This window comes from Novosphingobium pentaromativorans US6-1 (assembly GCF_000767465.1).
GTDB lineage: Bacteria > Pseudomonadota > Alphaproteobacteria > Sphingomonadales > Sphingomonadaceae > Novosphingobium > Novosphingobium pentaromativorans.
Map to the genome: position 1 here is coordinate 3125028 of NZ_CP009291.1, position 25557 is coordinate 3150584.

A 25557-nucleotide genomic window follows, 5' to 3' on the forward strand; every position below is an offset into this window, starting at 1 on the left:
CCCCATGTCTTCTACCCAACAGACGTCTCGCTTCTCGAAGCCCGCTTCGACGATGCTTCTCTTTGCCGGGGCATTGGCCATTTCGGCTTGCGCTTCCAAGGCGCCCAAGGAACTTCCGCCCGAGCCCGGCCCGGCCACCACGACGCAGGCTCCGCCCGCCGATCTCGGCCCGACTCCGGGCAGCCAGGCCGACTTCCTCGCCAAGATGAGCGGTTCGGACACGATCTACTTCGACACCGACAAGTACGACATCGACGCGATGGACCAGGAAGCGCTCGCCAGGCAGGCGCAGTGGTTGCTGCAGTATCCCAACAAGCGTGCGACCATCGAAGGGCACTGTGACGAGCGCGGCACGCGTGAGTACAACCTGGCCCTGGGCGAACGCCGCGCCAATGCCGCGATGAACTACCTCGTCAGCCTGGGCGTCGACGCTGCACGTCTTTCGACCATCAGCTACGGCAAGGAACGCCCCGTTGCGCTCGGTTCGAACGAGCAGGCGTGGGCGCAGAACCGCCGCGCGGTGACTGTGACGATCGACTGATCGACCTAGTTCGCGAGTTTGAAAAGATCGCCCGGGCTGCCCAGCAGCTCGGGCGTTTCTACGTTAGCGCTGAATTCCGTCCCGGCCATGAACTGGTCGGGTCCCAGAGGTTCGCGTGCGACATGTTCGCCGAACAGCACGTAAGCCGCCATCATCAGGATGGAGAAGCATGCAGATATGGTCAGACGATCGCTCATGGGTGCCTCAATTTACTAAGCTAGGTTAGTATAGTAGCTTCTCGAGAATATTGCAATGCAGCAGTTTTCGGCGGCGCTAGGCCGTTTAGCGCGATTTACAAGACTTGCATCGCCATCGAGTCGCAGCGTATCGCTCAGGGGATGAGCCGCGCACGCAGATCCATGGACTGGGGATTCCCGCGCTGGCGCGGCTACGAGTCCGCGCGCGAGGCCGCGCAGATCCGCCTGTGCGATCGCCACGGCTGCTCGGAGCCGGGCGATTGCCCCGCGCCGAAAAGCCCCAGCAGCCCGGATCGCTGGTACTTCTGTCAGAAACACGCGGCCGAGTACAATGCCGGCTGGGACTATTTCGCCGGTCTCACCAAGGAAGAGGCCGCAGCGCGCGAAAAGAAGGAACGCCAGACCCACGAGGGCTACCAGGAATCCTCGCACTATGGCTGGGCCGGTTCGGGTGACGGCAGCCGCAGCGGCGATGAACTGCGCGCGCTCGAAGCATTGGGCCTCGAACCCGATGCGGACTTCGATGCGGTGCGCAAGGCATGGCGCACGAAAGCCAAGGAAGTCCACCCGGACGTCCGGCCCGGCGATGACGAAGCGGCCAAGGCTTTCCAGACTTACCAGCTCGCCTATGAAGTCCTGCGCGCGGCCGAAGAACGGCGCGAATGGCACGGCTGAGCATTTCCGTGCGGAATTGCGGATAGAGAGCGGGATCCCCGCCTGCGCGGGGATGACGACGTAGTGGAACTGCCGCAGGGCGAATGCCCCCCTGCGGTGAGTTACGTCCCGATCAGCAGCGAAACCAGCCAGACTACGCCGACGATCAGCGGCGCGCCGGCAAGGTCGAGCAGCAGGCCCGACTTGATCATTCGCGGCAGTTCGATGCGCCCGGTTGCCCAGGCGATGGCGTTGGGTCCGGTTCCGGCCGGGAGCATGAAGCCCCAGCTTGCGGCAAGTGCGGCAGGCATCGCCAGCAGGATCGGATCTGCCCCCAGCGCGACCGCCAGGCTCGCAACGACCGGCATGATGCCGCTGGCCGTTGCCACGTTGCTGGCAAATTCGGTGATGACGATGACCATGGCGGTGATGGCAAGGGCGACGAGGGGCAGGGGAACCGCGGAGAGCGGCAGCAGCGAACGGCCCAGCCAGTCGGCGAGCCCCGAGGCGCCCATGCCCTGAGCCAGCGCGAGGCCGCCGCCGAACATCATGATGACGCCCCAGGGCGCGCGATTGGCCTCGTCCCAGTTGAGCAGGGGGCGCCCGGTTCCGTCCGGCACCACGAAAAGCAGCAGGCCCACGGCAACCGCGATCGTCCCGTCGGTCAGCGATCCCTTGGGCAGGACCGGGGCGATCAGCGGTGTCAGCATCCATAGCGCGAAAGCCACCGCGACCAGCGGCACGAGGCGGCGTTCCGGCTCGGTCCAGGTGTGATGCACGGCGATGGCCCGCCGCGCCCCGCCAACGTCGAAGGGGTGAGTCGCGACCGCCTGCATGCGTGCGATGATGAAGGCGGCGAGCGGGATGCCCACCAGCACCACGGGAATGCCGATCAGGCTCCAGTGCGCGAAACTGATGTGCAGGCCGATCATCGAATCGAGCAGGGCAACGGCGATCGCATTGGTCGGCGATCCGACGATCGTGCCGAGCCCGCCGATCGAGGCAGCGAAGGCGATGCCCATGGGCAGGGCGCCGGCAAGCCCCTGGCGCTCGTCGTCCGCGATGCCGCCTGCCTCGATCACGGCCAGCGCCATGGGCATCATGATCAGCGATGTCGAGGTATTGGAAATCGCCATCGACAGGATCGCCGCAGCCATCATGAAGGCGAACAGCAACCGCCCAGCACCGCCCCTGGAGCCGAGCCCGTCGAGCAGGGCAAGAGCCAGTCGCCGGTGCAGCCCGGTGCGCTCGATGGCAAGGGCGATGAAGGCGCCGCCCAGGATCAGGAACAGGGTGGGGGAATAATAGCTGGAAGCCGTCTCGCCCGCCGTCATCACGCCGGCGAAGGGCAGGACGAGGAACGGGGCCAGCGCGGTCGCGGTGAGCGGGAGGGCCTCGGTCATCCACCAGCAGGCCATCAGGGCGACCAGCCCCGCGACGGTCCAGGCCTGTGGCGGCATCCCGCCCGGTTCGGGCAGCACCAGCGTCGCCCCGAACAGCACAAGACCCGCGATGAATCCGATCCGCTTGGCATTCATGCCGATGTCATCCCCCATTTCCCTTTGGGGACTTAAGCCACAAATCTCAGGATGATGCGAGGGGGGAGAAGCAGGGCGCCCACTAGCTGGCCGACCTGCTGGCGCATTTCCCTTGGATCGTTGGCGCAGGTCCTCTTCGGCTCTCCCGCCATAGAAAAAGGGCGCACCCGGCGGGTACGCCCTTTTCTATGGCAATGCCGGGCGGCGCTTATTTGGGCGCCAGCACCATCAGCATCTGGCGGCCTTCCATGCGCGGATAGGCCTCGATCTTCGCGATCTCTTCCACGTCGGCCTGCACGCGGCGCAGCAGGTCCATGCCCAGCTGCTGGTGCGAAAGCTCGCGGCCGCGGAAGCGCAGGGTGACCTTCACCTTGTCGCCATCGCCGATGAAGCGCTGAACGTTGCGCATCTTCACGTCGTAGTCGTGATCGTCGATGTTCGGACGCATCTTGATCTCCTTGATCTCCTGCGTCTTCTGCGTCTTGCGCGCTGCGTTGGCCTTCTTCTGGGCCTCGTAGCGATACTTGCCGACGTCGAGGAACTTGCACACCGGCGGGTCTGCGTTGGGCGAGACTTCTACCAGGTCCAGGCCGACGTCGGCCGCCTGTTCGATAGCCTCACGGGTGTACATGACGCCAATGTTCTCGCCGTTCTCGTCGATCACGCGGACCTTGTCGGCTTGGATGAAATTGTTGTAGCGCGGTCCGCTCTTGACCGGTGGCGTCATCATGCGCCGGGGTGGGGGTGCTATAAGCGTTCTCCTGAGTCGTCTTCGATTTACGTGCGAATGGGCGCTCAATAGTGCGATTTCATCCGCCAAGCAAAGCGGGAATTCGCAAGATTACCATAGAGCCCCAGCCGAATGCACGGCTTATGCACGTCTATATGGGCCCTCAGGCGTCCGCGCGCCAGAGGGGATAGGCAATCAGGCGTCCCGTTGCCGGTACCAGCGCGTCGATCGCGCAGGCCGGCTGCATTGCCGAAAGTATCGCCGGGTCGGCTGCGTCCATGCCGCCGGTCAGCGCACCGAAAGCAGGCAAAATCAAGCGGTTGTCGCTGCGCACCGCGCAAGGGCGGGCGATCCTGCGGCCCCGGGCGGAAACGATCAGGCGGGGATGATAGTGCCCGGAAAGCTCGGGAAGTCCGGTCGCTTTCTCCGCCTTGTGACGCAGGACGAGGCCAGCCACTTCGATTTGCGCAACCCGCGTGCCCCCGGCCTCTGCGCCAAGGCCGGGATCGTGATTCCCGATGATCCACACCCAGTCCAGCGCGCGAGTCATCGCATCGAGCATGCCGCGCGCATGGGGATCGAGCCGTCCGGTGCCCTCGCTGTCGTGGAAATTGTCGCCCAGCGCGAAGACGCGCCGCGCCCCTGTCTGCCGCACCGCATGCGCCAGCCGTTCCAGCGTCTCGCGGCTGTCGTAGGGCGGGAGCATCTGCCCGCCCTTCGCGTAGTAGCTGGCTTTCTCGAGGTGGAGGTCGGCCACCAGCAGGGCCTGTTCGCGCGGCCAGTAGATCGCGCAGCCCCGCGATCCGGCAGCGCCGACAAGGTGCATTTCCTCTGACTGGAACGAAAAGGGAACCATGGCTTTTCCTTGCCGCAGGCGGCCCGATTTGGCAAGCGGCGGGCAAACAAGGATTAGGCATGACCGACTGGACCCCTTACACCCTGCGCGCCCGCACCTGGTTCGAGACGTTGCGCGACAGGATCTGCGCCGAATTCGAGGCGATCGAGCGAGAGGCCGGTTCAGCGGCTGCCTTCGACTATAGCCCGTGGAAACGCTCGGCAGTCGAAGGCGGGGCCGAGGGCGAGACGGGCGGCGGCATGCGCGGCCTGATGAAAGGCAAGGTCTTCGAGAAGGTCGGCGTGAACGTCTCGACCGTGGTCGGTTCGCTGTCCAGGGATTTTGCGGCCACCATCAACGGAGCCTCGGCCGAACAGAACGCCTTTTCCGCGACCGGCATCAGCCTCGTCGCGCACATGGCCAACCCGCACGTGCCGGCCGTGCACATGAACACCCGCTTTCTCACGACGACCAAGGCATGGTTCGGCGGCGGCGCGGACCTCAATCCCCCGCTGCCCTACGACGAGGATACCGCGGAATTCCACGCGGAACTCAAGGCCGCCTGCGATGCCCACGGCGCCGACTATTACGAGCGCTACAAGGCCTGGGCGGACGAGTATTTCTTCATCCCCCACCGCAATGTCCACCGCGGTGTCGGCGGGATCTTCTACGACCACCTGGAGTGCGCGGACGAGGCTGCGTGGGAAGCGAACTTCGCCTACACCATGGCGGTGGGCGAGGCGTTCCTGGCCGTGTTTCCACGCCTCGTGCGCCGTCGCATGGGCATGGACTTCACGCCCGCCGACAAGGCGCAGCAACTCGAATGGCGCGGCCGCTATGCCGAATTCAACCTCGTCTATGACCGCGGCACGCTGTTCGGCCTCAAGACCGGCGGCAACATCGACGCGATCCTGATGAGCCTGCCGCCCGAGGCGACCTGGAGCTGATCCCCGCCTGTACAAGCGACTGCTATCGAGGCAGTGCTCGGGCGGGGGGCAGCGACTGGAAAGTTGGGGTAAGTTACCATTGTCTCAAGGCTGACCGAACGCTCTAACTTGGCGGGCGTTAGGGCATGCGTGCGGGACTAATTCGAGCTTCACGATCTCGGGTCGGCCATATGCGGGACTAACAACAAACGAAACTCGCACGCGGGAATCTGCACGGACAGGGCCTCCCGCTGTTGAGACGGCGTGAAATGCGGGGCGCACTTCACCCGCACCATACTGGAACACGCGGTGATCAACGCTCCACTCTTCGTTTCCAGCGGTAGACTTTGTGCCCTGAGGAGAGCCGGGACGGAAATAATCCAAGCAGCCCTCTGCAATCTGAATTTTCCCAGCCACGACAGCATTGCGAATTGCTGCGGTGTCGCGAACATCGGTTACGATAACATAGGTGCAGATAGCTACCCATGCGACCGCGAATATCGGCAGTGAGCGACGCCAGCGCCAACGTCGTCTAACTGCCAGCCATGCCAGCGTAACGAGAGCCACGCCCATAAGAGCGAAGATTGCGATAAACCAATACGCGGCGTGAATGAGGTCAGGTCGCCGGGTTAGGTCGAATACGGTCTGATACGTCGGATGCATGCGTCGAGGCTACGCATGGGCTCGAATGTCCGCAACGTCGGCGCGTCCGCAAAGTCAGCTTTCAGACTAAAAACCTGAAAGGCTGCCATGCCTTCGATTCGTCATTCCCACCTGTGCGGGAATGGCGAAGTGTTGGGCAGTCAGGTCGGCGGCCGTGCGGCCGGGCTTTCCGGTGCGTCAGATGACGTAGTCTTCCTCTACCGGCTTTGCGCCCTTGATCGGCGGGGCGTCGGACAGGGGCTGGCCGGCCGTCTCCTTCATGAAGTGCAGCGCCACTGCGCCCACTGCGCAGGCGGCCATCATGTAGTAGGCGGGCATCAGCGGATCGCCGGTGGCCGAGATCAGTCCGCTGCCGATGGCAGGAGCCGTGCCGCCGAAGATAGAGGTCGCCACGTTGTAGGAGATCGCGAAGCCGGCGAAGCGCACCGGGGTTGGGAACAGGGCCGGGAAGGTGGCGGAAATCGTCGCCAGCTGGGGGACGTAGAGCAGGCCGAGGACCATGAAGCCGATGACGGCTCCCGAAAGGCCCATGCCCATCAGCATGTAGAGCGGCACCACGCCGATGAAGAGCCCGATCAGCGAAAACCACCAGAGCGGCTTGCGGCCGATCCGGTCGGACAGCGCGCCGGTCATCGGCAGCAGCAGCATCATGAACAGCATGCCCAGGATCGGCACGACCAGAGCCTCGTCCGCAGTCAGGCCGAGGCGGCGCTGCAGGTAAGTGGGCATGTAGCTGAGCAGTGTGTAGTTCACGACGTTGAGCGCGATCACCATGCCGCCCATCACCAGCATCGGGCGCCAGTAATTGGCCATGAGATAGGGCAGGCCGTGCGAGATGCGCTCGGCCTTTTCGTGTTCTTCGAGAAAGACCGGGGTGTCCTCCATGTGGGAGCGCAGATAGACGCCCACGGCGCCGAGCGGCCCGGCGACCAGGAAGGGAATGCGCCAGCCCCAGTCGTGCATCGCCGCCTCTCCCAGCAGCAGCGAGAAGCCCAGCATCAGCAGCGCGCCCAGCGAAAAGCCGGCCAGCGTGCCGAATTCGAGAAAGCTGCCGCAAAAGCCGCGCTTCTCGTCCGGCGCGTACTCGGCCATGAAAGTCGCCGCGCCGCCATATTCGCCGCCGGTCGAGAAGCCCTGGATCATGCGCAGCACGATCAGCAGCAGCGGCGCCCAGAAGCCGACGCTGGCATAGGATGGCAGCAGGCCGACGCAGAAGGTCGCCCCCGACATGACGACGATGGTGATCGCAAGCACCGACTTGCGGCCCAGCCGGTCTCCCAGCGGCCCCCAGAAGATGCCGCCCAAGGGACGCACGAGGAACGAGATGGCGAAAGTTGCCAGCGCGAAGAGCACGGCTTCCTCGGTGTTGCCGGGGAACAGGGCGGCGGAGATATAAGTGACGCCGTAGGAATAGATTCCGTAGTCGAACCATTCGGTGGCATTGCCGATGGCCGAGGCGGCAATCGCCCGGCGCAGGGTGGCGGGATCTGTCTGCATCAGGAATCTTCCGTGGCTGGAATGTCGTCGGGGCCAAGCGGATCGAGCATCGCGGCCACAGGCGTGGTGCGCGGCAGGATCTGGTAGGCATTCTGCGTTTCTGAAGGAACCGGCGGAGTGGCGGTCTGGCGCCACAGGCCGAAGACGAGCGCGCTGGCGGCGCAAAGCGTGATGAAGGCAAAGAGGCCGTTGTCGAAGGGCAGGGTCATGGCCGCCGAGCCGAGGATCGGACCGAGCGCGGCGCCTGCCGAATAGAGCAGCACCAGTCCGCCGGTTGCGCCGACGCGTTCGTCGGCTTCCAGGCGGTCGTTGGTGTGTGCGACGCACAGAGGATAGAGCGCGAAGGTCAGCCCGCCGAACAGTGCGCCGAGGCCGAGAAGCTGGACGCCGTTGTGCTGGGTCACTGTCAGGCCGGCGCAGACCAGCGTCGCGCCCGCAAAAGTCACGACGATTACGCGGCGGCGGTCGTAGCGGTCGGACAGGTGGCCAAGCGGCCATTGCAGCGCCACGCCGCCCAGGATGACGGCGGACATGAACATCGCGGTTGCGCCCATGTCGAGCCCGATGCGCCGCACGCTCACCGCGGCAAGGCCGTAGAACGCGCCCAGCATCATGCCGGTCAGGATCGAGCCGACCACGCCCAGCGGCGAGGTATCGTAGAGGCGGCGAAGCGAGAAGGGCGGGGCATCGCCTGAATCGGGTGCGGCGATGTGGGTCAGCAGGACCGGGATCGAGGCCAGCGAGACCAGCACCGAGGATGCCAGGAACGGGATCGAGGGGCGGGTATCGTCGAGGTTGAGCAGGTACTGCCCCGCCGCCTGCCCGAGGTAGAGGCAGATCATGTACCCGGCAAGGACGCTGCCGCGCGTCTGCGGTTCGGCCCGTTCGTTGAGCCAGCTTTCGATGCAGACATAGACGCCCGCGACGCAGAAGCCGTCGGCAAGGCGCAGGAAGGCCCAGAACAGCGGCTGCTGCCAGAAGGCATAGGCCAGGGTGCTGGCCGAAAAGACCGAGACGAAAGCGGCGAAGGCGCGGATGTGGCCAACGCGGCGCACCAGCGGCCCGGCCTGCATGGCGCCGATCGCCAGTCCCGCGAAATAGGCGGTGGCGACAAGGCCGATCAGCAGCGTGCCTTCCCCGGCGCGTTCCAGCCGGATGCTGATAAGGGTGGACAGGAACCCGCTTCCGGCCATCAGGACGAAGATGGCGGCCAGAAGGCTGCGGACCGGAAGGATCGCGGTGAGCATGACGCCTCTCTTGCCTTGTCGTCAGGCCGCCACGCGGCGCTGCGGGCAGACTGTCGAGGGTTTCGGTTGCGCCCGGAAGATCGCTTCGGTCGCTTGATTGGAAATAATTCGTCTCCCAAAGGAAAGGTTCCGCCGCGCCTGTCGGTGCGCCCGGCCGTGAAGGCGTGGTATTTGCCCATTATCGCCGAATTATCAACCCGAAGGGGCTTTTTCCGCGGTTCGGCCTGTCAATTCCGGCTCAAGATATGCTTCGATTTACGAAGCGAAAATCCATTGTCGCGGCCGTCATCAAAAAGTAGGAAACGGCCGTGGACACCGATTTCTTGCATCCAACGCTGCGCGCGCTGCGGCGCCTTCAACGCGCTACCGAACAGGGCGGCAGGCAGCTTGCCGCCGCGACCGGCCTGACGACTTCGCAGTTGCTCGTCCTCCAGGAGATCGAGCGGCGCGGCGAAGCGATCCCCAGTGCCGTTGCCAGCGCCCTGCAATTCAGCCAGGCGACGATCACGACGCTGGTTGACCGGCTCGTCATGCTGGGTCTGGTGACGCGCCAGCGCAGCGATCGCGACAAGCGGCAGGTGCTCCTGCGGATCACCGAGGACGGCCGCCTGGTTCTCTCGCGCGCGCCGGACATGCTGCAGGAACGCTTCCGCGACCGCTACTCGCACCTCCCGGCCTGGGAGCAGGCGATGATCCTCGCCGGGCTGGAGCGGCTCTGCCACTTGCTGGATGCCGCGGATATCGATGCGGCGCCATTGCTCGACGTCGGGCCGATCGACCGCAAGCTGCAGGGCTGACAGACCCGTCAGCCGGGCGCCTAGTGCGGCGTTTCGGACAATCCCAGCATGGTCATGTCCAGCGGATCGACCAGCTCGACGCCGAAGTCGTCGCCATCGGCCCAGCGGACGAGGGCGCGCAGTTCGTGGCTCCCGCGCAATCTCAGGCGTACTTCCTCGCCCCGGCGCAGCGTCATCGCGTGCGAGGCGAGGCCCATGCCGTGCATCGAGACATTGCGCACGACGACTTCCTGATCTGGCAGGCCGGCGCAGTCCATGCTGGCGCGGATAAGCGTGCGCAGGCGCGGTGCGCGCGGGGTTTGGGAGCGTGGCGCAAACGGTGCGCCGTGCAGGGGGGTATGCATGCTCATCGAAGATCGCCTCCCGGTGGGCCGAGCTACGTTCGCGTCGATTGTGCGGGTGCGAAGTTGCCGAAAGGTTAACGTGATGGCCGGTCGCGCCGGATGCAATCGATAGGATCGGGACAATCCCGTCCGCATGTGGCGCGGACATCCAGAGTCGCACGCTCGCGCATAGTCGCATGTTTGGGGGGCAAGGTGATCGTCCGTGGTTTCCGGGCAGTTATCAGTTGCAAAGATTGCATGAATTTAACGAGGCTCTTGCCGCAGCACACAAAATCCTGACAAGGATCTCCCAGCATGTTGCGTCAGTATGAACTCGTTGAACGCGTAAAGGAATACGCACCGGAGGCCGACGAGGCCCTGCTCAACCGCGCCTATGTCTATACCGTGCAGAAGCACGGCACGCAGAAGCGCGCGAGCGGCGATCCCTATTTCAGCCACCCGGTCGAAGTCGCGGGCCTGATGACCGAGCTCAAGCTCGACCAGCAGGCAATCATCACCGCGCTCCTGCACGACACGGTAGAGGACACGCTGGCCACGATCGAAGAGATCGAGAAGCTGTTCGGAACGGACATCGCCCGGCTGGTCGATGGCGTCACCAAGCTCTCCAAGATCGAGGTGATGACCGAGAACGAGCGCGCGGCCGAGAACCTGCGCAAGTTCCTGCTGGCGATGAGTGAAGACTTGCGCGTCCTGCTCGTCAAGCTGGCCGACCGGCTGCACAACATGCGCACGCTCCACTTCATCAAGAACCCGGACAAGCGCAAGCGCATCGCCCGCGAGACGATGGACATCTATGCCCCGCTCGCCGAGCGCGTGGGCATGTACGAGTACATGCGCGAGATGCAGCTGCTGGCCTTCGAGCAGCTCGAGCCCGAGGGCTATGCCACGATCACCGGACGCCTCGCGCAGATCCGCAGCCAGGAAGGCGGGCAGGTCGACGCCATCGCCCTGGCCATCAAGCAGGCGCTTGCCGAAGCGGACATCCAGGTCGAAGTAACCGGCCGCGAAAAGCATCCCTACTCGATCTGGCGCAAGATGGCCGAGCGTCACGTCACCTTCGAGCAGATCACCGACATCATGGCCTTCCGCGTCCTGACCGAGACGCCGGACGACTGCTACCGCGCGCTCGGCGTGCTGCATCAGCACTGGCAGATGATCCCGGGCCGCTTCAAGGACTACATCTCGACGCCCAAGTCGAACGGCTACCAGTCGCTGCACACCGCGCTGATCTATGAAAACTCCATGCGCATGGAAGTGCAGATCCGCACCCGCGAGATGCACCGCCTCAACGAGTTCGGCCTGGCCGCGCACTGGGCCTACAAGCAGGGCGGCACCCGGCCGGACGGGCAGGTCGGCTGGCTGCGCGACCTGATCGAAATCGTCGATGCCAGCCACGATGCCGAGGAACTGCTCGAGCATACCAAGCTGGCGATCTATCAGGACCGCATCTTCGCCTTCACCCCCAAGGGACGGCTGCACCAGCTGCCCAAGGGATCGACCGCGGTCGATTTTGCCTATGCCGTCCATACCGATCTCGGCAATGCCGCGGTCGGCGCAAAGATCAACGGACGCCATGTGCCGCTGCGAACGCAGCTGACCAATGGCGACGTGGTCGAGGTGATCAAGAGCACTTCGTCCGAACCGCAGCTGTCCTGGCTGGGCTTCGTCGTCACCGGCAAGGCCCGGGCCGCGATTCGCCGTGCGGTGCGTGCAAAGGAACACCAGGAAATCGCCACGATCGGCTCCAAGCTGTTCGATGCGATTGCCGGGCAACTGCCCACGCGTATCGGCAAGAAGGCCATCGAGGCGGCCGTGCGGCGGCTGGAGCTGCGCGACGAGGAAGACCTGATGTTCGCGATCGGCTCGGCGCGCCTGTCCGACCGCGAGGTAATGGAAGCGCTCGTGCCCGGCAGCACTGCCGAACTGCCCGACGATCCGGATTGGACCCGCAGTGAGGTCTCGATTTCGATCAAGGGCCTGACGCCGGGCATGGGCTTCGAACTGGCCGACTGCTGTCACCCGGTTCCGGGGGACCGCATCGTCGGCCTGCGCCGTCCCGACCACAAGGTCGAAGTCCACACCATCGATTGCCTCACGCTCGCCAACGGCGTCGATGCGGACTGGCTCGACCTCTCGTGGGGATCGCGAACCACCGGCGCGGTCGGCCGCCTGCGGCTCGTGCTGTACAACCGGCCGGGTACGCTGGCCGATGTGACCCAGACCTTCGCCACCAACCGCGCCAACGTCGTCAATATCCAGGTGATCCACCGCGATGAGCCTTTCGGCACTTACGAGGTCGATCTGGAAGTGGCCGACCTTGCGCATCTGACCCGCATCATCGGGACCTTGCGCGCCAGCCAGGCCGTGGCTGAAGCCGAACGTATCTAGAGCCTGCGCAGCAGAAGACGCGGCTTGTGCGTCTAGAACTCCAGCATCACCTCGACGATGTCGCCCTCGGCAAGGCCCTCCGCCTTGCGCACGGCCGCCTTGATCGGCAGCAGCCAGCCGTTGCCGCTCCTGGACGGAAAGACCGAGGTCGCAAACGCGCTCTCGCCGATCCGGGCCTTGACCTTGATCGAGCCGAACCCGCGTGATGTGCCTTCCAGCTTGCGCATGACGGCTGTGCCGGAAAGCGCTTCGCCGGCCTCGCCGTCGATTGTCAGGAAGTGCCAGGTGCCGCTGCCCGATTCGCCGGTCCAGCGCCAGAGCGGCCCGGTATGGGTCAGGGTCTCGACGAGCGGGAGGGCGCTTCGTCCCTTCATCGCGCCGCGCGCCTTGCCGGGACCGGCACGTTGCAAACGTCCACGCCGCCGGCCGGGTGAATGTAGAAGGCGTCGCTGCGATTGGCGCGCTTGTCGAGATAGGCGGCAAAGCTGGCGCTGGATGTGGAAAGGTACTCGTAGCGCGGCAGGTCGGTAAGCGCTTCGCCAGTGCGCACGGAGACGATGGGCGTGCGCTCCTGCGGCGTGGCATAAAAGCCGATGGGCCCGGTGCCGCGGGGCAGGGCGGAAAGGTGCTCCATCCCCTCGATCACCCGGCCGACGACGGCGATGTTGCGATCAAGCTGGCGCGGGGCCTGTCCGATGACGGCGTAGAGCTCGCCGCCCGTGCCGGTATCGGGCGAAAGGTCGCGCCCGACGCCGACCGAGCCATAGCAATGCACCGGCCACACGCTCTTGCCGTCGGTCGCGACCGGCCAACCATGATCGAAGCCGGCCAGGCTGGCATAGGCATCGCGGAGCAGCCTCGTGCTGGCGTCGATCTCCGAGCCGGCAGCTGGCACTGCATAGTCGTCCTCGGTCATGATTCGCAGCCCCTCGGGCAAGGGCTTTGCCTTCTTCGGGTCCTCCCCATCGGGATCGCCCCATTGCACGACGTAGTTGTCCTGGGTGCGGACGATGGCGAGGCCGTCGTACCAGTGCTGCGCCGCAAGCGCGCGGATATTGCCCACCCATCCTTGCACGTAAGGCGCGTCGATGAGCTGGATCACGACGCGCCGGACCTTGCCTGACGGGCCGGGCGCAAGGTCCATTACCAGCAGATCGCGCTGCTCGATCGGAACCCAGTCCGCCGCAGGCGCCGCATCGACGATCCCATTGGGCGTGGCCGGAACTTCGGCATCTTGGCCGAATGCGGAAGCGGGCAGGACGAGGGCCGCAAGGCCGGCCAGCAAGTATTTGCGCATGAAGTGTCTCATGCCATCACCAGACGTCTTGCGAAACCCGCGATCCCACGCTAGGGCGCCCGCTCACCAGCGATGCGGAGCGGTGGCCGAGTGGTCGAAGGCGCACGCCTGGAAAGTGTGTATACGGTAACCCCGTATCGAGGGTTCGAATCCCTCCCGCTCCGCCACTTTCTAATCTCTTCCGATCTCATAGCGCCCCGAGGGGCGCATAAATACTATATTTCTTGCGCATTTACAGTCTCCGTGTATTTCATATGTTCTCATGCAAGCGCAGGTGGCTTGGGGGCATTATGGGGGCATCAATTTTCGGGATTGGGGGCACTGGGTGCTGACCGATCTGCAGTGCAGGAAGGCAAAGGCGGGCGAGAAGGATTACAAGCTTGCCGATGCGCATGGCCTCTATCTCTTCGTTACGAAGACCGGATTTCGTTCCTGGCGCTGGAAATACCGCTTTGCCGGCAAGGAAAAGCGCCTTGTGCTCGGCAGTTATCCGGAGATGAATCTCGGCTCCGCCCGCGAAGCCCGCGAGAATGCGGCGCGCCTGCTCAGGAGCGGCGTGGATCCTTCGCTGCAGGCGAAGCAGCTTGCTGCCGTTCGCCTCGACGAAGCCGCTGCGACCTTCGAGACCGTGGCACGCGAATGGCATGGCCAGCAGATGAGCGGCTGGGTGCCGCGCCATGCCGCCGATGTGCTCAAGAGCCTCGAACAGGATGTGTTTCCGAAGATCGGCGGCTTGCCGATCAAGGGAATCACTTCGCCCATGGTGCTGGAAGTGGTGCGTGCGATCGAGGATCGTCCCTCGATCGAAACGGCGCGGCGTGTGCGACAGCGAATCTCGGCGGTGTATTCCTACGCCATCGCCTCAGGCCTTGCCGAGGCCGATCCGGCAGCACCGATACGCGCTGCGCTCAAGCCCCTCATCAAGGGACGCCAGCCAGCGCTGGCGACTCTGGAGGAGGCGCGTGCGCTGCTGCGCACGGTAGAAGAGGCCCCAGCCCATCCGATGACCAAGCTGGCCTCGCGCCTGCTGGCGCTTACCGCCCTGCGGCAGGGCGTGCTGCGAACGACAATGTGGTCAGAACTGGAGGGGTTGGACCGGGAAGAGCCGGTCTGGCGGATCCCTGCCGCACGCATGAAGCTCAAGCTCGAGCGCAAGATCGATGCGCGCTTCGACTTCATGCTGCCGCTCTCGAGGCAGGCTGTGGAAGTGCTGGATGCCGCGCGGGCCTTTGCTCCTTACAGCCGATTGGTTTTCCCCAGCCAGCGCCACGCCCACAAGCCGATCAGCGAGAATGCGGTCGGCTATCTCTACAATCGCCTTGTCGCACATGGGCGGCATGTGCCGCATGGCTGGCGCTCGACTTTCTCGACAATCATGAACGAACGGGCGCAGGCCCAAGGGCTGGCCGGGGACCGGGCGATCATCGATCTGATGCTGGCGCACATTCCGGAAGGTGTGGAGGCAAGCTACAACCGGGCCGCCTACATGCCGCGTCGGCGCGAGATAGCGCAGGAATGGGCAGACCTGCTGTTGGTGGACATGCCGCCGGCGATGACGCTGCTCGAGGGACCACGCCGCTAGCGGTTCACGAGATGGGAGGCCGGCCATGAACGGCCGGCGTAGTCCCGACGCCGCCTGGCGGCGCAGCTATGACATCGACGATCCGCGCGCACAGGTCTCGACCATCTACTGGCAGGCGAGCGAGCGGAACGAGAACGCGTTCAAGTTCTTCGACGTGATCCGCAAGGCGATCTGGCAGTATGCGGATCACATCAGGAAGCCGGGCAAGCCCTTGCCAATCTGCGCCAATGCCATGCGGGTTTTCGAGGCGCTGGTCAGCCACATGGATTTCCGGACCGGTCGCTGCGATCCCTCGCTCGACACGATCACCGCGACGTGCAAGCTCTCGCGCCGCACCGTCGTGCGCCAGCTGGATGTCTTGCGGCGGGAGCGGATGATCGACTGGACGCGCCGCACGGTGAAGACAGGCCATGCGCCCGGCGAGGGGCCACAGCGCAAGCAGACCAGCAACGCCTACTTCATCGATCTCGCCAGGCTTCCGATCGAAATCGTGCGCACGCTGCGTCAGAAGCTGGGCGACAAGCTGCGCGAGACCACGAGAAAGTTGGGGGGTTCCGGCCCGGTGCCCACGCGTTTGGGCGGCAAGGCGGCCAAGCTGGTGGCGAGCCTTACCGGCGCGCTGGGGACCGCCCTGGGGCGTGACGCGGCAGAGCGCAGAGCCCTTGCCGGTGCCTCATCGCAAGATCGGCTCGCGCACATGTATCACGGCGATCCGGAAGGCCTGCGCTTGCATCTCGAAATGCTTGGTCACGCCTCCTATCCGAGTGCGAGTGCCACATTGGCATTGTACCCCTCCATAAGAACAAAAGGATAAGAGGCCTGAGGCCGCTGGCGCGCCCTCAGGCGTCAATTTGTTCTGATCATTATGCCCCAATGCCCCTCCCGCCGCTGGCGGAGCGCTGGACGCACCGGCGTGAGGGGCGGCTTGCGCCGCCCGGGGGGCTTGGCAGGGGCGCCAAGCGCAAGGGCCGTGCCAGGCGCGGCCGCCGCGCGTGTGCGGAAAACACGTGCCTCGACGGCGGGGGCGGGAACCATGCTGGGGTCTCTGTCCGGCACGCCCACAGCTGCATCAAAACGCATCAACGCAAAAGGTATGCGATCATGCAGCCAGCCTAGAACCTGCGCTGGTTTGCGCGAACTTCACCACCGCATCAAAAGCCACACGAAAAGTGCGCGGGCGAGGCGGGGGGAAAAGCGTGTTTTGCAGGGGTGCAAGGGATGACCGGGGTTGCGGACGATCCGGTTAGTCCGCTTCAGGATTGAGAATTGGCTGATGCCGCCATTCGTTCATGGGATTCGAAAACGACAGTTGGCGCTCGGATGTCGTCCATCACATGAAGTTCCGGAAGTCGTAGACATTATCGACGATGTCGGGGTTCTGCTGGAGGATGGACGCGAAGCGGCTGGAATAGACCAGCGAGACCGGAAGCTTCTTATAGAGCGTGTTGTTGTTCCAATCCATCTTGGTTAGTCCGAGGATTCCGGCGCAGGTGTCGTGCCATCCCCCATTTCCCGAAAATCGCCGGACCAGTATCGGAGACGGCACCGGTTTGAGCGAGCCTTCCTTGTAGACATCGCCATCGGGCTTTTTTAGGTGCACGCCCTTGACGTTGCCTTGCGTCCACAACAACGCCTCATCCTTCTCGATGGGAACGTAAGTTCCCCGTTCCACGGGATATCCATGGGCGGACGGGTTCTGCCGGCTATTGTACCAGATGCCTTTCCACTCCACGTCCTTGACGATCTGGACCAGCTCGACTTCTGTGCCGTCGCGGAAGCTGTCGAGCGCGCCCAATATCTCTTCTTCGCGAAAAGGCGTGTTCTTGTGGATGGTGACCTTGCGCGGTAGCCGTCCGGTATGGCCGCTCTGGTAGATATTCAGGCTCCGTGAGAGGACCGACTGCATCTCGTAATAGGAGAGATAGGGATTGTTGCGGGAGTCCTGCTCGAAGCCGTTCGCGTCGACGTCATAGGCCACGAAATTGAAGCCCGTGCCGTCCGGATCGAAGATTTGGCTGCAGCAGGTGGTGAAGCTGGCCCCATCGGGAGTTGTCTTCATGGCGTAGCTGATGCCGACGAATGCCTCGTCGGGCGTAAGCCCGGTCAATTTCCACGGTGCGCCGCCGGCCTTCGCGAACAGGGCGACGCTCAGCCCCCACATCACATTCGCGCGGCAGGCCCGCTCGAAGCTCGACTGGCGCAGAATCTGGATCGGTATGTTCGAAGGCGCGCAGAACGCTTTCAAATAGTCGTGGAAGTCGAAATTCTCGCCCTCGAAGCACGCAGCCCATGCCGGCGGCAGGTAGAGCAGCACGACGTCGAACTCCGTCCGCAATCCCCGCAGCAGTGCGAGCGACTGAAACAGGTCGCGCGCAAGCTCGACCTTTGCGCCAGCGCTCGCGTGCGCGTCGAGCGAATCCGGAAGCGCAATCGTCGTGCGGTCTGTGGGCCGGACCAGCGGCGTGCGAAACACCTGCTGGAAACCGGGATAGTCGGGATAATAGTTGGTCGCTTGCCGCGCCCTTGCCGTGGTGCCCAGTTCGTTGATCAAGCGTCCGACCTGCGCTATGTCGCGCTGCCGGGCGACGACGGCCAATCGTACCCGGCCGGGAATGTTGAGCTTGAGGCTGAACGGGCCATGCGCGATGAGCCCGGCTAATGGATGCTTGTGCGTTCGCCCACCGGCGAAGATCAGGTCAGGTTCCGGCAGCCGCGAATAGCCTGCCAAGCGGCTTTCGAGCGCCGTCATCCTACGTGGCCCATCGAGAAGCCCGTTCGGCTGCCGAAGGTGAAGCTGGGATTGGCATCCGCCTCCAAGTCCTCAAACGCCGAGAATTCGACGACCGCGCCTCGCTTCGCCGTGCCGGCGAGCACTTGAATCCACGCGGTTAGAATACCGTCAAACTTCGCGTTCAAGCGATCCTTGCGGCGCTCGTCAAGAAACTCGCGTGCCGCGTTCCTTGCGCGAGGCGGCCAAATCCAGATGTGGGGATCGACCAGCAGCCAGGTGGCGCCGTTCTTCTGGGTGATCGAAACGCGGACCGCCTCCGCCCAGAATACCTTCGCCGGCGTGGGATGCTCGTCATCGACCGGCGCGAAGACGCCTGTGACTTGCCCGGTCAGCTTGCCGATCGCAGATGAGAGCGGCTGCAACGGACTCAGATCCTGCGCATGTGCGTCGGCGATCAGAATCGGTGAATTGCCGCGCCGGCGGATGAGCAATGGACGGTCTCGCGCGAGCGCGGTCGCGATCCCTTCCTCGACGAAACCCTTGAGAGGAAGCGCATCGCCTGCGATCAGATCGGAAGGGATATCCACGCCCTCGATCTTCGCGGCATGGCGCTTGAAAGCCTTCGCGATCGTGTCGGGCTCGCCCCAGCAGAGGATGTTCGGCGCCTTGGTGACCAGGATCCTGCTCTCGGCTTCCGACTGGATAGTGCGTAACGATGGCCAATCGATATCCTCGCGCGGCCGCACCATGAGCGCCCGGCTCGGCAGGGCCGCGATCGGAAGCGCATTCAGACGAAGCAACGGCGGGGCCGTCCCGGGAGAGGGCACGGCGATGCTGACGGCAGCCGGGAGTGACTTACGGACCTTGGCCTCGAGATCGGACGGCCGTGAGGGCAGGTTTCGCCACATACGCAGCATCAACGCATCAAAGGTGTCGACTTCGACATAGGCGGCGCGCACGCCTGCGGAGACGGCCGCCTCGATTAGTTCGCTAACGGCTGGCAGGACAGGCGCGCCGCGCATCCCCGTCCAGAAGAGGCCATGAGGGAAAGGGTTGGGCCGCCCGAGCGCCTGCCGAAACAGGCTCATCACGCTCTCGTCCCTGCCGCTGTAGCCGGCGACGATGAAGCCGAACCGACCTGCGGACGTCAGCATGCACCCGGCGAGCGCCCCATCCTGCTGCGCAAGATCGGCGGAAAGGTTCTTGACGCTGTCGTAGCGAAAGTCGCCGTGAAGCTTGCAGTAGATTGGCCATTCCTCATTAGCAAAGGCTTGGTTGGCCGCCGTTGGGCCTTCAAGGTGGAAAGCGCTGATCGACCGGCCGCTTACCTCGGCGACCGCGCGCTCCACCACGCTGTCGAAGTTCGTCGTGAACATCATGCGCGTCAGCCCACTTGCCAGCAGGGCGCCCGTGACCCGGTTGCCGGCGGTCAGCCTAACCTTGTCCTCGGCGAGGATGCCCCGAAGATAGGCGCGCTGGCGTTCGCGATCGGTACCGAAGATCTTCTCGAAGTAAGTGGTATATTCGTCGTCGGCCCACAATTTCGGAAAACCACGCGAATCCATGAAGGCTTGGATACGCGTCTTCACGGCTGGCAGCTGCATATCCTGCCTGCTCACATCCTGGTTCTCTTCGCGGCAATAATAGCGCCGCTTCAAGTCCCATATGATGTCCGTAGCTGTCGGAAGGCCAGACATTCGCGACGCACCCGCGCCGAGAAACCAGCAAAAGCCTTGGGGCCGCGCTACGAAATGGTCTGTGAGTTCCCCCAGATTCATCCGGCCTTTGTGCAAAAGATGGTGCGATAAATCCAGCACTGGTCACTGCCGAATGAACAGCCAAGAAGTGCTCGCCCCGCTGACCGTCCTTTTCTGTTTGCATGACTCGCCAGCTTTCCCCGACAGCCAAGTCGTCAGCTTCTCGGCGAACGCCCCCAGTTTGCTGGGGCAGGCGGCCTATAGGAAGCGGTAGGATCCGATTAGTTGCCAACCATGCTCACCATCGACCTGGACCGGGTGATAGTCGCCGAAGTCCGCCAGGACCGAAGCGCTCGGATGCCGATACTTCGCCAGGGGATCCGAGCAGAAGAGACTCGCGACCGGCTCGACCAAGCCTGCAAAACCTGCCTTCCAGTTAGCCTTGGAACCATGGTGCATAACCTGGAAGATAGCGCCACGCATCATGCGATCCCCGACATGGTAGAAGCGCTCGAAATCGTTGATCTGCTTTTGGGTGTGGAGGAAGCCATCACCTGTTAGCATCTGGCCGAAGCGGTCTGTGTGGATACAGAAGCGCGGCACCTCTCCGACGCTTGGGCCCATGCGATGCCGGGGAATTGTCACCGCCGCTCTGCGCAACTCGACCTGACCGATCGGCCCCGCATAGAGAAAAAGCGAAATCTCGTTGCGCCGCCGCGCTGAAATCTTCTTTGCCCCTCGCGATTTGAACGTCGTGTCGTAAAGCTCGGTGAGCCTTTCGAGAGCCATCTCGCGGTCTGCCTCTTTGGCAGCGCGAGTCAGCTGGCGGGCCAGCGGGCGGGCTGCATCTTTAAACGCTGTGGACGCTAGCGCCTCGAGCCGGGAATCATTGTAGGGCACGAATTCCCAAGCCTGAGCGACAAGAATATAGCCGCCACGATGGAGGACTCGTACCCTCGAATCGGAAAGGCCCTCGTCCGCCGCCACACCATCATCTTGATTTTCACCGTCCGGCGCATGGTCCTTTATAACCACGGGTAGGAAGACCCCCGGCTCCTCGCCCCGGACCGGCGCATCGGGCGGGATCGCCGGTGGCAACGCCGCTCCGCCGTCGCCGCTCGGCGGCACGAGGAGAATTTTCTCAATGCGCCCCTCGGCGCGCGCCAGCAGAAACGCCGTCGGCGCCGTCAGGAAAGCGAGCAGGTCCGACCCGACCGCCGCCTCTTCGGACAAGGCCACGATCAGCCGTTCCCACGGCGTCAGATGGGGAAGGAGCAGGATACCGACGCGGAAGGTCGCGAGCAGATCAAGCATCCCGCTCAGATGATCCTCATCGAAATGCGATAGGGTGACGAGATCGAGCCGATCCGTCTCCACGTCGCGCCGAAGCTGGGCGATCTCGTCGCGCACATGCTGGCTGCGGGCCGTAATTCGCGACCCCATGTCGGTGCCGCAATCATAGACCCATCGGAACGCAGGCAGTCCGGGCCGTGAAAAATGTCCAGAGCAGAACAGGCCTTGGCCGACGGGGTGGAACTGGTAGCCGAAGTCGAGCTCCTCCCTTTGAACGCCGTGCGGGCCGGACATAATGGTGGCCCAGCGATGTTCGCCCCAATCGCCGTTCCACGCATCCAGGAAATAACGGCACGCGGCTAGGTCGGCGGGCGGATAATCGGCGTCGCTCGCCCCTGCCGCGTTGCGCGCGATCGCGGAGATCACGTTGTGATGGACGGTGCGATGGGGAAACGAGAAATAGGCGATGATGCGCTGCTGATTCATCTTCAGCAGTTTGCGGTGTTTCAGGAGGCCTTTGACAAGGCAGATCTCCTCATCTTCCAGCGGCACCTGGTCGCGCGACATAATCGTCATAACGTTGATTGTCCCACCTTTGGTTTCAAACCCCCGGCTTTAGCCGGGAAGGGCTTCAGCCTTGGACTCGGCCAATAGCTGGTATCCTCGGAAAAGTGAGACCGCCAAAGGCGCAACGTCTCACTTTTCCGAGGATACCAGCTCTGGCGTACCGTAACGGCAGTCACACCCTTTTCCATCATCGGTATCACCTCGTGTGGACTCCGAAGTACCGCTACAAGGTGCTGTTCGGAGAGGTTCGGATACGCGTGCGGGATATCATCCGCCAGGTCTGTTCCGAGATGGGCGTGAACATCGTCAGCGGAGCTTTGTCGCGTGATCATGTGCATCTGTTTGTCGAGATCCCTCCGCACATCTCGGTCAGCAAATTCATGCAGAACGCCAAAGGGCGTTCGTCGCGGCGGATACAACAGGAATTCGAGCACATACGGAAGCGTTACTGGGGGCAGCGCTTCTGGGCGAGAGGTTACTTCTCGACTACATCAGGCAACATTACGGACGACGTGATCACCGCCTATCTGGAGCGCCATACAGCCCCCCATGGACAGGCTTCAGCCTCTCGGCCCGATCCTACCGGCATCCGCCGGTAGTCCTTCAGCCGGGAACGCAGAGCGAGCGGCAGGCCAACGTCATTCCGCGACCCATTTCTAAAGAACGCCGATAGAGATCGCAAGCTGGCGGGCCTCCTTTGAACCGCCCTTGTGAACGATGCCGACCACCCCGTCGTGCCCATCCACGATCGGGCCACCCGAGATTCCCTGCGCGAGTTCCTGGCTAACCTCGACCAGATGGACGCCGCTCTTGACCGGGAGGGAGGTGACCGAGCCGCCGCGCACATTCATCTTGTCACCGGGGCCAAAGCCGGGATAGCCGAACGCCGTCACGGCGGCGCCGACAGCCACCGACTGGGCGGCGGCCTCAAGCTCGAAATAGTCGCTCGCGGGAATCGCATGGTCGAGCACGGCGAGATCGCGATGGGGACATCGCTTCGCGACCGTCACCTCGAAGCGGTTCGAAGGCTTGGACGGGTGATAGACGGTGAAGTCGCTCACACCCTCGACGCAATGTGAGGCCGTCACCAGTCCAATATCCTTCAGGAAGAAGGCGGTGGGCAAGGCTCAGGTGTCCATTCTGGGCCGCGCGATATCCGGAGCCGGCAGCGCGGAAGATATCGGCGACCTCGAGGCCGGAGCGCACCGGCTCAGCCGGGTGGGGTCTTTCCTTCGATCAGTGCCGTGAGCCGGTCGAGCGGGCTCGCCACGGCCTGGATCGTTCGGGTCGAGACCTTGGTGTAGATCGCGGTGGTGTCGATCTTGGCGTGTCCCAGCAGAACCTGGATCACGCGGATATCGACGTCCTGCTCGAGCAGGTGGGTGGCGAAGCTGTGGCGCAGCGTGTGCGGGCCGACACGTTTGCGGATCCCGGCGACTTCGGCCGCTTCCTGGACCGCGCGATGCAGCTGCCGGGTCGAGATGGGATCGGTGTAGCTGCGCCCCGGGAACAGCCAGCCATGGGGGAACATGACCCCGCGCCTCTTGCCCTCGCGCCACCACATCCGGAGCAGTTCCAGAAGTTGCGGCGAGAGCATCGCATTGCGGTCCCTGCCGCCCTTGCCCTGTTCGACGCGGATCAGCATGCGCGTGCTGTCGATGTCGTCGACCTTGAGATGCGCGACCTCGGACACGCGTAGGCCCGCACCATAGGCGACGCCGAGCGCGGCCTTGTACTTGATACCCGGCGCCGCCTCGAGCAGCCGGGCGGCCTCCTCGACGCTCAGGACCTCGCGCATCTTGTGCGGTCGGCGCATCGCCACCAGGCCCCGTGCCAAATCACGCCGCCTGAGCGTCACCGTGTACAGGAAGCGCAACGCCGAAACCGCGCCATTGATGGTGCCCGCACTGGCGCCGCTCTCGTGCTGGTGGATCTGGAAATTGCGCAGATCCTCCGCCGTCGCCATGTCGGGCGGACGACCGAGGTAGGCGGCAAAGCGCCGGACGTGGCGGATGTACTGTTCCTGCGTGCGCGGGAGCAGGCCCCGCATCATCATGTCGTGCTGCATGCGCTGGCGCAGCGGCTTGGCGGGCGTGTCGGTGGAAATGGTAGCCATGGCAAGTTCCTCTCGGTTGAAGGAACTTGCAGGCTCAACGGCGAACTCGCCCCCCGCAAAGCCTCACATTATCGCGCTAGCCCGCCCCACGCGACCCTCCCGCGCAGCGGGTTCGTCCATGTCGGCGTTCGTTCATTACTCATCGTCCGGCCATGGAGGGATCGCAAGGCGACACCCTGCTCCGCAGCACAGACAATCTAACAGTAGTATAATGACCGAAATTCTGGCGCGGGCCGTGAGCCTCCCCGAACTCAAGGCGAAGCTGGTGCAAGCCTGCCGTCATCCAATTCACAGCTTTATTGAAGCAGCCAAAGCCCTAACCGTTGTTATTCACCGGAGCGCGATATGAGGTTGGCGGAAGTGGCGTAAAGCACTGTTCTGAAGTAGGAAATTGGTTGTCGACACCATTCCTAATCAGGACAGAAAATGCCACAAGCCACACCCGCCAGCAGCGAGGTTAGCGCGCGCCGATTTTCGTTTCCAGCCATCGGGCGCAAGAAAGTGAGCGCGGCGTTCGACGGAGGCCGATTGACCTCGGACGGCGGAGTTCTGCTACTGGCGCAGGCGGAGCGCGAGATGCGGATTTGCGCACAGCTCGCCGGCTGCATTGCCGATCCGCGCGCCCCCTCTCGGGTGATCCATGCACTGGACGACATCCTGCGGGCACGGGTCCTGGCGATCTGCTGCGGCTACGAAGATGCCGACGACCTTGATGCTCTGCGCGATGATCCCGGCTTCCGCCTGGCGCTGGGCAAGCTGCCGGGGGCGGGCGCGGGCCTTGCCAGCCAACCGACCATGAGCCGCTGGGAAAACGCGCCGTCCACGCGCGAACTGGCGCACATGATGCAGGTCATGATTGGCATCTACTGCGCCAGCTATCCCAAGCCGCCCAAGGCGGTGACGTTGGATGTTGATGACACCTGCGATGTCGTTCATGGCTACCAGCAGCTGTCGTTCTGGAATGGTCATCACGGCGAGCGCTGCTTCCTGCCGATCCATGTCTACGACACTGCGACCGGCCGGCCGGTCGCGATGCTGCTGCGCACCGGCAAGACACCTTCGGGCGCGGAGGCCGCAGGGCATATTCGCCGCCTCGTCCGGCATATCCGTCGACACTGGCCGGAAACGCACATCACCATCCGCGGCGATGGGCACTATGGCCGCCCCGAGGTCATGGCCTTCTGCGAGGCGGCCGGCGTCGACTATGTGTTTGGTCTGCCGACCAACGCTGCGTTGCGCGCCGATCCGGTAATCGTCGCGGCCGCCGATGCCTGTGCGGTCAAGCGCGCCGAAGAAGGCCGGGTAATCCTGCGCCACTATGCAGAGACCCACTATGGCGCGAAAAGCTGGAAGTGCCAGCGCCGCGTCGCCGCCCGGATCGAGGCGAGCATGCTCGGCATGGACATCCGGTATGTCGTCACCTCCCTGGCAGGCGGCTCCGCCGAGCACATCTACGACACGCTCTACTGTGCTCGCGGCCAGGCCGAGAACCTCATCAAGATGCACAAGACCCAGCTTGCCAGCGACCGCACCTCGTGCCGCTCGGCCAATGCCAACCAGATGCGCCTCATCCTCCACACCGCCGCCTACTGGCTGATGTGGCGCATCCGACAAACCATCCCGAAAGCCGCGTCGCTGGCCACTGCAGAGTTCGCGACCTTGCGCCTGCGGCTCATAAAGGTCGCCGCCCGCGTCATCGAAACCGCCACGCGCATACGCGTCGCCTTCGCCTCAGCATGCCCTGACGCCAGCACGTTCCGCGCCGTCGCCGCCGGGGTCAGGCTCGCACCGACATAGCCAACGCGGCCGCGCCGCCGAGATGCCGATCCTGCCCTTCAACCCCGCAAACCTATCGAACACCCGCGGTGAAAAAGACGCAGCGAACCGGCTCGCCCCCTTCACTCTGCAAGCCCAAAC

Annotated in this window: 24 protein-coding genes and 1 tRNA gene; 11 read left to right on the forward strand and 14 right to left on the reverse strand. The window is 64.0% G+C overall.

The window, feature by feature from the left end:
* Positions 1 to 52 precede the first annotated feature (52 nt).
* Positions 53 to 541 carry a peptidoglycan-associated lipoprotein Pal gene (gene pal / locus JI59_RS14550; protein ID WP_007011933.1) on the forward strand — a complete coding sequence of 163 codons (489 nt, stop codon included), beginning with the start codon at positions 53 to 55 and terminating at the stop codon, positions 539 to 541.
* 5 nt (positions 542 to 546) lie between these two features.
* On the opposite strand, the gene JI59_RS14555 is transcribed toward pal, so the two are convergent.
* Positions 547 to 738, reverse strand: coding sequence for a hypothetical protein (locus JI59_RS14555; RefSeq protein WP_007011932.1), 192 nt, complete (start codon positions 736 to 738; stop codon positions 547 to 549).
* Positions 739 to 879: 141 nt separating this feature from the next.
* On the opposite strand from JI59_RS14555, the gene JI59_RS14560 reads away from it, so the two are divergent.
* Positions 880 to 1413 (forward strand): J domain-containing protein, encoded by a 534-nt coding sequence (locus JI59_RS14560; RefSeq protein ID WP_038576247.1) that lies wholly within the window; start codon positions 880 to 882, stop codon positions 1411 to 1413.
* Between the two features lie 101 nt (positions 1414 to 1514).
* On the opposite strand, the gene JI59_RS14565 is transcribed toward JI59_RS14560, so the two are convergent.
* The 3 genes from JI59_RS14565 to pdeM all read right to left on the reverse strand — a co-directional run bounded on the left by JI59_RS14565 (position 1515) and on the right by pdeM (position 4516).
* Complete coding sequence (locus JI59_RS14565; RefSeq protein WP_007011930.1) at positions 1515 to 2948, reverse strand: SLC13 family permease; 1434 nt, start codon at positions 2946 to 2948, stop codon at positions 1515 to 1517.
* Positions 2949 to 3138: 190 nt separating this feature from the next.
* Positions 3139 to 3660 carry a translation initiation factor IF-3 gene (infC, locus tag JI59_RS14570; RefSeq protein ID WP_007011929.1) on the reverse strand — a complete coding sequence of 174 codons (522 nt, stop codon included), beginning with the start codon at positions 3658 to 3660 and terminating at the stop codon, positions 3139 to 3141.
* Between the two features lie 163 nt (positions 3661 to 3823).
* On the reverse strand, positions 3824 to 4516 hold the full coding sequence (gene pdeM / locus JI59_RS14575) for a ligase-associated DNA damage response endonuclease PdeM (protein ID WP_007011928.1): 693 nt from the start codon (positions 4514 to 4516) through the stop codon (positions 3824 to 3826).
* 59 nt (positions 4517 to 4575) lie between these two features.
* Between pdeM and hemF the strand changes: the two genes are divergently transcribed.
* Positions 4576 to 5442: an oxygen-dependent coproporphyrinogen oxidase gene (hemF, locus tag JI59_RS14580; protein ID WP_007011927.1), complete on the forward strand. Its 867-nt coding sequence runs from the start codon at positions 4576 to 4578 to the stop codon at positions 5440 to 5442.
* A gap of 819 nt (positions 5443 to 6261) precedes the next feature.
* Here hemF and JI59_RS14590 read toward each other — a convergent pair.
* Together JI59_RS14590 and JI59_RS14595 are read right to left on the reverse strand one after the other, a co-directional pair.
* Positions 6262 to 7581, reverse strand: coding sequence for an MFS transporter (locus JI59_RS14590; protein WP_007011926.1), 1320 nt, complete (start codon positions 7579 to 7581; stop codon positions 6262 to 6264).
* A complete protein-coding gene (locus tag JI59_RS14595) occupies positions 7581 to 8828 on the reverse strand; it encodes an MFS transporter (protein WP_007011925.1) in 1248 nt (415 codons plus the stop codon). The genes JI59_RS14590 and JI59_RS14595 overlap by 1 nt, the downstream gene beginning before the upstream one ends.
* 308 nt (positions 8829 to 9136) lie before the next feature.
* Here JI59_RS14595 and JI59_RS14600 point away from each other — a divergent pair, with 308 nt between their 5' ends.
* Positions 9137 to 9625: a MarR family winged helix-turn-helix transcriptional regulator gene (locus tag JI59_RS14600; protein ID WP_007011923.1), complete on the forward strand. Its 489-nt coding sequence runs from the start codon at positions 9137 to 9139 to the stop codon at positions 9623 to 9625.
* A gap of 20 nt (positions 9626 to 9645) precedes the next feature.
* Here JI59_RS14600 and JI59_RS14605 read toward each other — a convergent pair whose 3' ends face one another.
* A complete protein-coding gene (locus JI59_RS14605) occupies positions 9646 to 9975 on the reverse strand; it encodes a PilZ domain-containing protein (RefSeq protein WP_039857125.1) in 330 nt (109 codons plus the stop codon).
* Positions 9976 to 10263: 288 nt separating this feature from the next.
* On the opposite strand from JI59_RS14605, the gene JI59_RS14610 reads away from it, so the two are divergent.
* On the forward strand, positions 10264 to 12357 hold the full coding sequence (locus JI59_RS14610) for a RelA/SpoT family protein (protein WP_007011921.1): 2094 nt from the start codon (positions 10264 to 10266) through the stop codon (positions 12355 to 12357).
* Positions 12358 to 12389: 32 nt separating this feature from the next.
* Here JI59_RS14610 and JI59_RS14615 read toward each other — a convergent pair whose 3' ends face one another.
* Both JI59_RS14615 and JI59_RS14620 read right to left on the reverse strand, forming a co-directional pair.
* The gene (locus JI59_RS14615) at positions 12390 to 12731 is read right to left on the reverse strand and encodes a DUF1905 domain-containing protein (protein ID WP_007011920.1); all 342 of its coding nucleotides are present in this window, start codon (positions 12729 to 12731) and stop codon (positions 12390 to 12392) included.
* A complete protein-coding gene (locus JI59_RS14620) occupies positions 12728 to 13654 on the reverse strand; it encodes a peptidylprolyl isomerase (RefSeq protein WP_052117899.1) in 927 nt (308 codons plus the stop codon). The genes JI59_RS14615 and JI59_RS14620 overlap by 4 nt, the downstream gene beginning before the upstream one ends.
* A 76-nt stretch (positions 13655 to 13730) precedes the next feature.
* Between JI59_RS14620 and JI59_RS14625 the strand changes: the two genes are divergently transcribed.
* From JI59_RS14625 to JI59_RS14635, 3 genes are all read left to right on the forward strand, one after another.
* A tRNA-Ser gene (locus JI59_RS14625) sits at positions 13731 to 13821 on the forward strand.
* Positions 13822 to 13979: 158 nt separating this feature from the next.
* The gene (locus JI59_RS14630) at positions 13980 to 15236 is read left to right on the forward strand and encodes a tyrosine-type recombinase/integrase (RefSeq protein WP_007011918.1); all 1257 of its coding nucleotides are present in this window, start codon (positions 13980 to 13982) and stop codon (positions 15234 to 15236) included.
* 25 nt (positions 15237 to 15261) lie between these two features.
* On the forward strand, positions 15262 to 16050 hold the full coding sequence (locus JI59_RS14635) for a helix-turn-helix domain-containing protein (protein WP_007011917.1): 789 nt from the start codon (positions 15262 to 15264) through the stop codon (positions 16048 to 16050).
* 516 nt (positions 16051 to 16566) lie between these two features.
* Here JI59_RS14635 and JI59_RS14640 read toward each other — a convergent pair.
* The 3 genes from JI59_RS14640 to JI59_RS14650 all read right to left on the reverse strand — a co-directional run bounded on the left by JI59_RS14640 (position 16567) and on the right by JI59_RS14650 (position 21524).
* Complete coding sequence (locus JI59_RS14640) at positions 16567 to 17985, reverse strand: argonaute/piwi family protein (protein WP_007011916.1); 1419 nt, start codon at positions 17983 to 17985, stop codon at positions 16567 to 16569.
* Positions 17982 to 19571 carry an SIR2 family protein gene (locus JI59_RS14645; protein WP_203226065.1) on the reverse strand — a complete coding sequence of 530 codons (1590 nt, stop codon included), beginning with the start codon at positions 19569 to 19571 and terminating at the stop codon, positions 17982 to 17984. Before JI59_RS14645 ends, JI59_RS14640 begins: the two co-directional genes overlap by 4 nt.
* A gap of 351 nt (positions 19572 to 19922) precedes the next feature.
* Positions 19923 to 21524, reverse strand: coding sequence for a ComEC/Rec2 family competence protein (locus tag JI59_RS14650; RefSeq protein WP_007011914.1), 1602 nt, complete (start codon positions 21522 to 21524; stop codon positions 19923 to 19925).
* Between the two features lie 152 nt (positions 21525 to 21676).
* Here JI59_RS14650 and tnpA point away from each other — a divergent pair, with 152 nt between their 5' ends.
* Positions 21677 to 22123, forward strand: a complete 447-nt coding sequence (tnpA, locus tag JI59_RS14655) for an IS200/IS605 family transposase (RefSeq protein ID WP_038577696.1) — start codon at positions 21677 to 21679, stop codon at positions 22121 to 22123.
* Between the two features lie 57 nt (positions 22124 to 22180).
* Here tnpA and JI59_RS14660 read toward each other — a convergent pair whose 3' ends face one another.
* Positions 22181 to 22612, reverse strand: coding sequence for a S1 family peptidase (locus JI59_RS14660; protein WP_160289734.1), 432 nt, complete (start codon positions 22610 to 22612; stop codon positions 22181 to 22183).
* A 122-nt stretch (positions 22613 to 22734) separates the two neighbouring features.
* Complete coding sequence (locus tag JI59_RS14665; protein ID WP_007011911.1) at positions 22735 to 23640, reverse strand: tyrosine-type recombinase/integrase; 906 nt, start codon at positions 23638 to 23640, stop codon at positions 22735 to 22737.
* A 211-nt stretch (positions 23641 to 23851) separates the two neighbouring features.
* Here JI59_RS14665 and JI59_RS27105 point away from each other — a divergent pair, with 211 nt between their 5' ends.
* On the forward strand, positions 23852 to 23989 hold the full coding sequence (locus JI59_RS27105; RefSeq protein WP_160289735.1) for a hypothetical protein: 138 nt from the start codon (positions 23852 to 23854) through the stop codon (positions 23987 to 23989).
* A 77-nt stretch (positions 23990 to 24066) separates the two neighbouring features.
* Positions 24067 to 25437: an IS1380 family transposase gene (locus tag JI59_RS14670; protein ID WP_007015846.1), complete on the forward strand. Its 1371-nt coding sequence runs from the start codon at positions 24067 to 24069 to the stop codon at positions 25435 to 25437.
* Positions 25438 to 25557: the final 120 nt, after the last annotated feature.

Coding starts and splice junctions, on each gene's coding strand:
- JI59_RS14665 (WP_007011911.1), bottom strand. CDS start 23,640: ATGGCTACCATTTCCACCGACACGCCCGCCAAGCCGCTGCGCCAGCGC.
- JI59_RS14555 (WP_007011932.1), bottom strand. CDS start 738: ATGAGCGATCGTCTGACCATATCTGCATGCTTCTCCATCCTGATGATG.
- JI59_RS14560 (WP_038576247.1), top strand. CDS start 880: ATGAGCCGCGCACGCAGATCCATGGACTGGGGATTCCCGCGCTGGCGC.
- pal (WP_007011933.1), top strand. CDS start 53: ATGCTTCTCTTTGCCGGGGCATTGGCCATTTCGGCTTGCGCTTCCAAG.
- infC (WP_007011929.1), bottom strand. CDS start 3,660: ATGATGACGCCACCGGTCAAGAGCGGACCGCGCTACAACAATTTCATC.
- JI59_RS14645 (WP_203226065.1), bottom strand. CDS start 19,571: ATGCAGCTGCCAGCCGTGAAGACGCGTATCCAAGCCTTCATGGATTCG.
- JI59_RS14635 (WP_007011917.1), top strand. CDS start 15,262: ATGAACGGCCGGCGTAGTCCCGACGCCGCCTGGCGGCGCAGCTATGAC.
- JI59_RS14605 (WP_039857125.1), bottom strand. CDS start 9,975: ATGAGCATGCATACCCCCCTGCACGGCGCACCGTTTGCGCCACGCTCC.
- JI59_RS14670 (WP_007015846.1), top strand. CDS start 24,067: ATGCCACAAGCCACACCCGCCAGCAGCGAGGTTAGCGCGCGCCGATTT.
- JI59_RS27105 (WP_160289735.1), top strand. CDS start 23,852: ATGACCGAAATTCTGGCGCGGGCCGTGAGCCTCCCCGAACTCAAGGCG.
- JI59_RS14590 (WP_007011926.1), bottom strand. CDS start 7,581: ATGCAGACAGATCCCGCCACCCTGCGCCGGGCGATTGCCGCCTCGGCC.
- pdeM (WP_007011928.1), bottom strand. CDS start 4,516: ATGGTTCCCTTTTCGTTCCAGTCAGAGGAAATGCACCTTGTCGGCGCT.
- hemF (WP_007011927.1), top strand. CDS start 4,576: ATGACCGACTGGACCCCTTACACCCTGCGCGCCCGCACCTGGTTCGAG.
- JI59_RS14650 (WP_007011914.1), bottom strand. CDS start 21,524: ATGTCGCGCGACCAGGTGCCGCTGGAAGATGAGGAGATCTGCCTTGTC.
- JI59_RS14640 (WP_007011916.1), bottom strand. CDS start 17,985: ATGACGGCGCTCGAAAGCCGCTTGGCAGGCTATTCGCGGCTGCCGGAA.
- JI59_RS14620 (WP_052117899.1), bottom strand. CDS start 13,654: ATGCGCAAATACTTGCTGGCCGGCCTTGCGGCCCTCGTCCTGCCCGCT.
- JI59_RS14565 (WP_007011930.1), bottom strand. CDS start 2,948: ATGGGGGATGACATCGGCATGAATGCCAAGCGGATCGGATTCATCGCG.
- JI59_RS14610 (WP_007011921.1), top strand. CDS start 10,264: ATGTTGCGTCAGTATGAACTCGTTGAACGCGTAAAGGAATACGCACCG.
- JI59_RS14595 (WP_007011925.1), bottom strand. CDS start 8,828: ATGCTCACCGCGATCCTTCCGGTCCGCAGCCTTCTGGCCGCCATCTTC.
- JI59_RS14615 (WP_007011920.1), bottom strand. CDS start 12,731: ATGAAGGGACGAAGCGCCCTCCCGCTCGTCGAGACCCTGACCCATACC.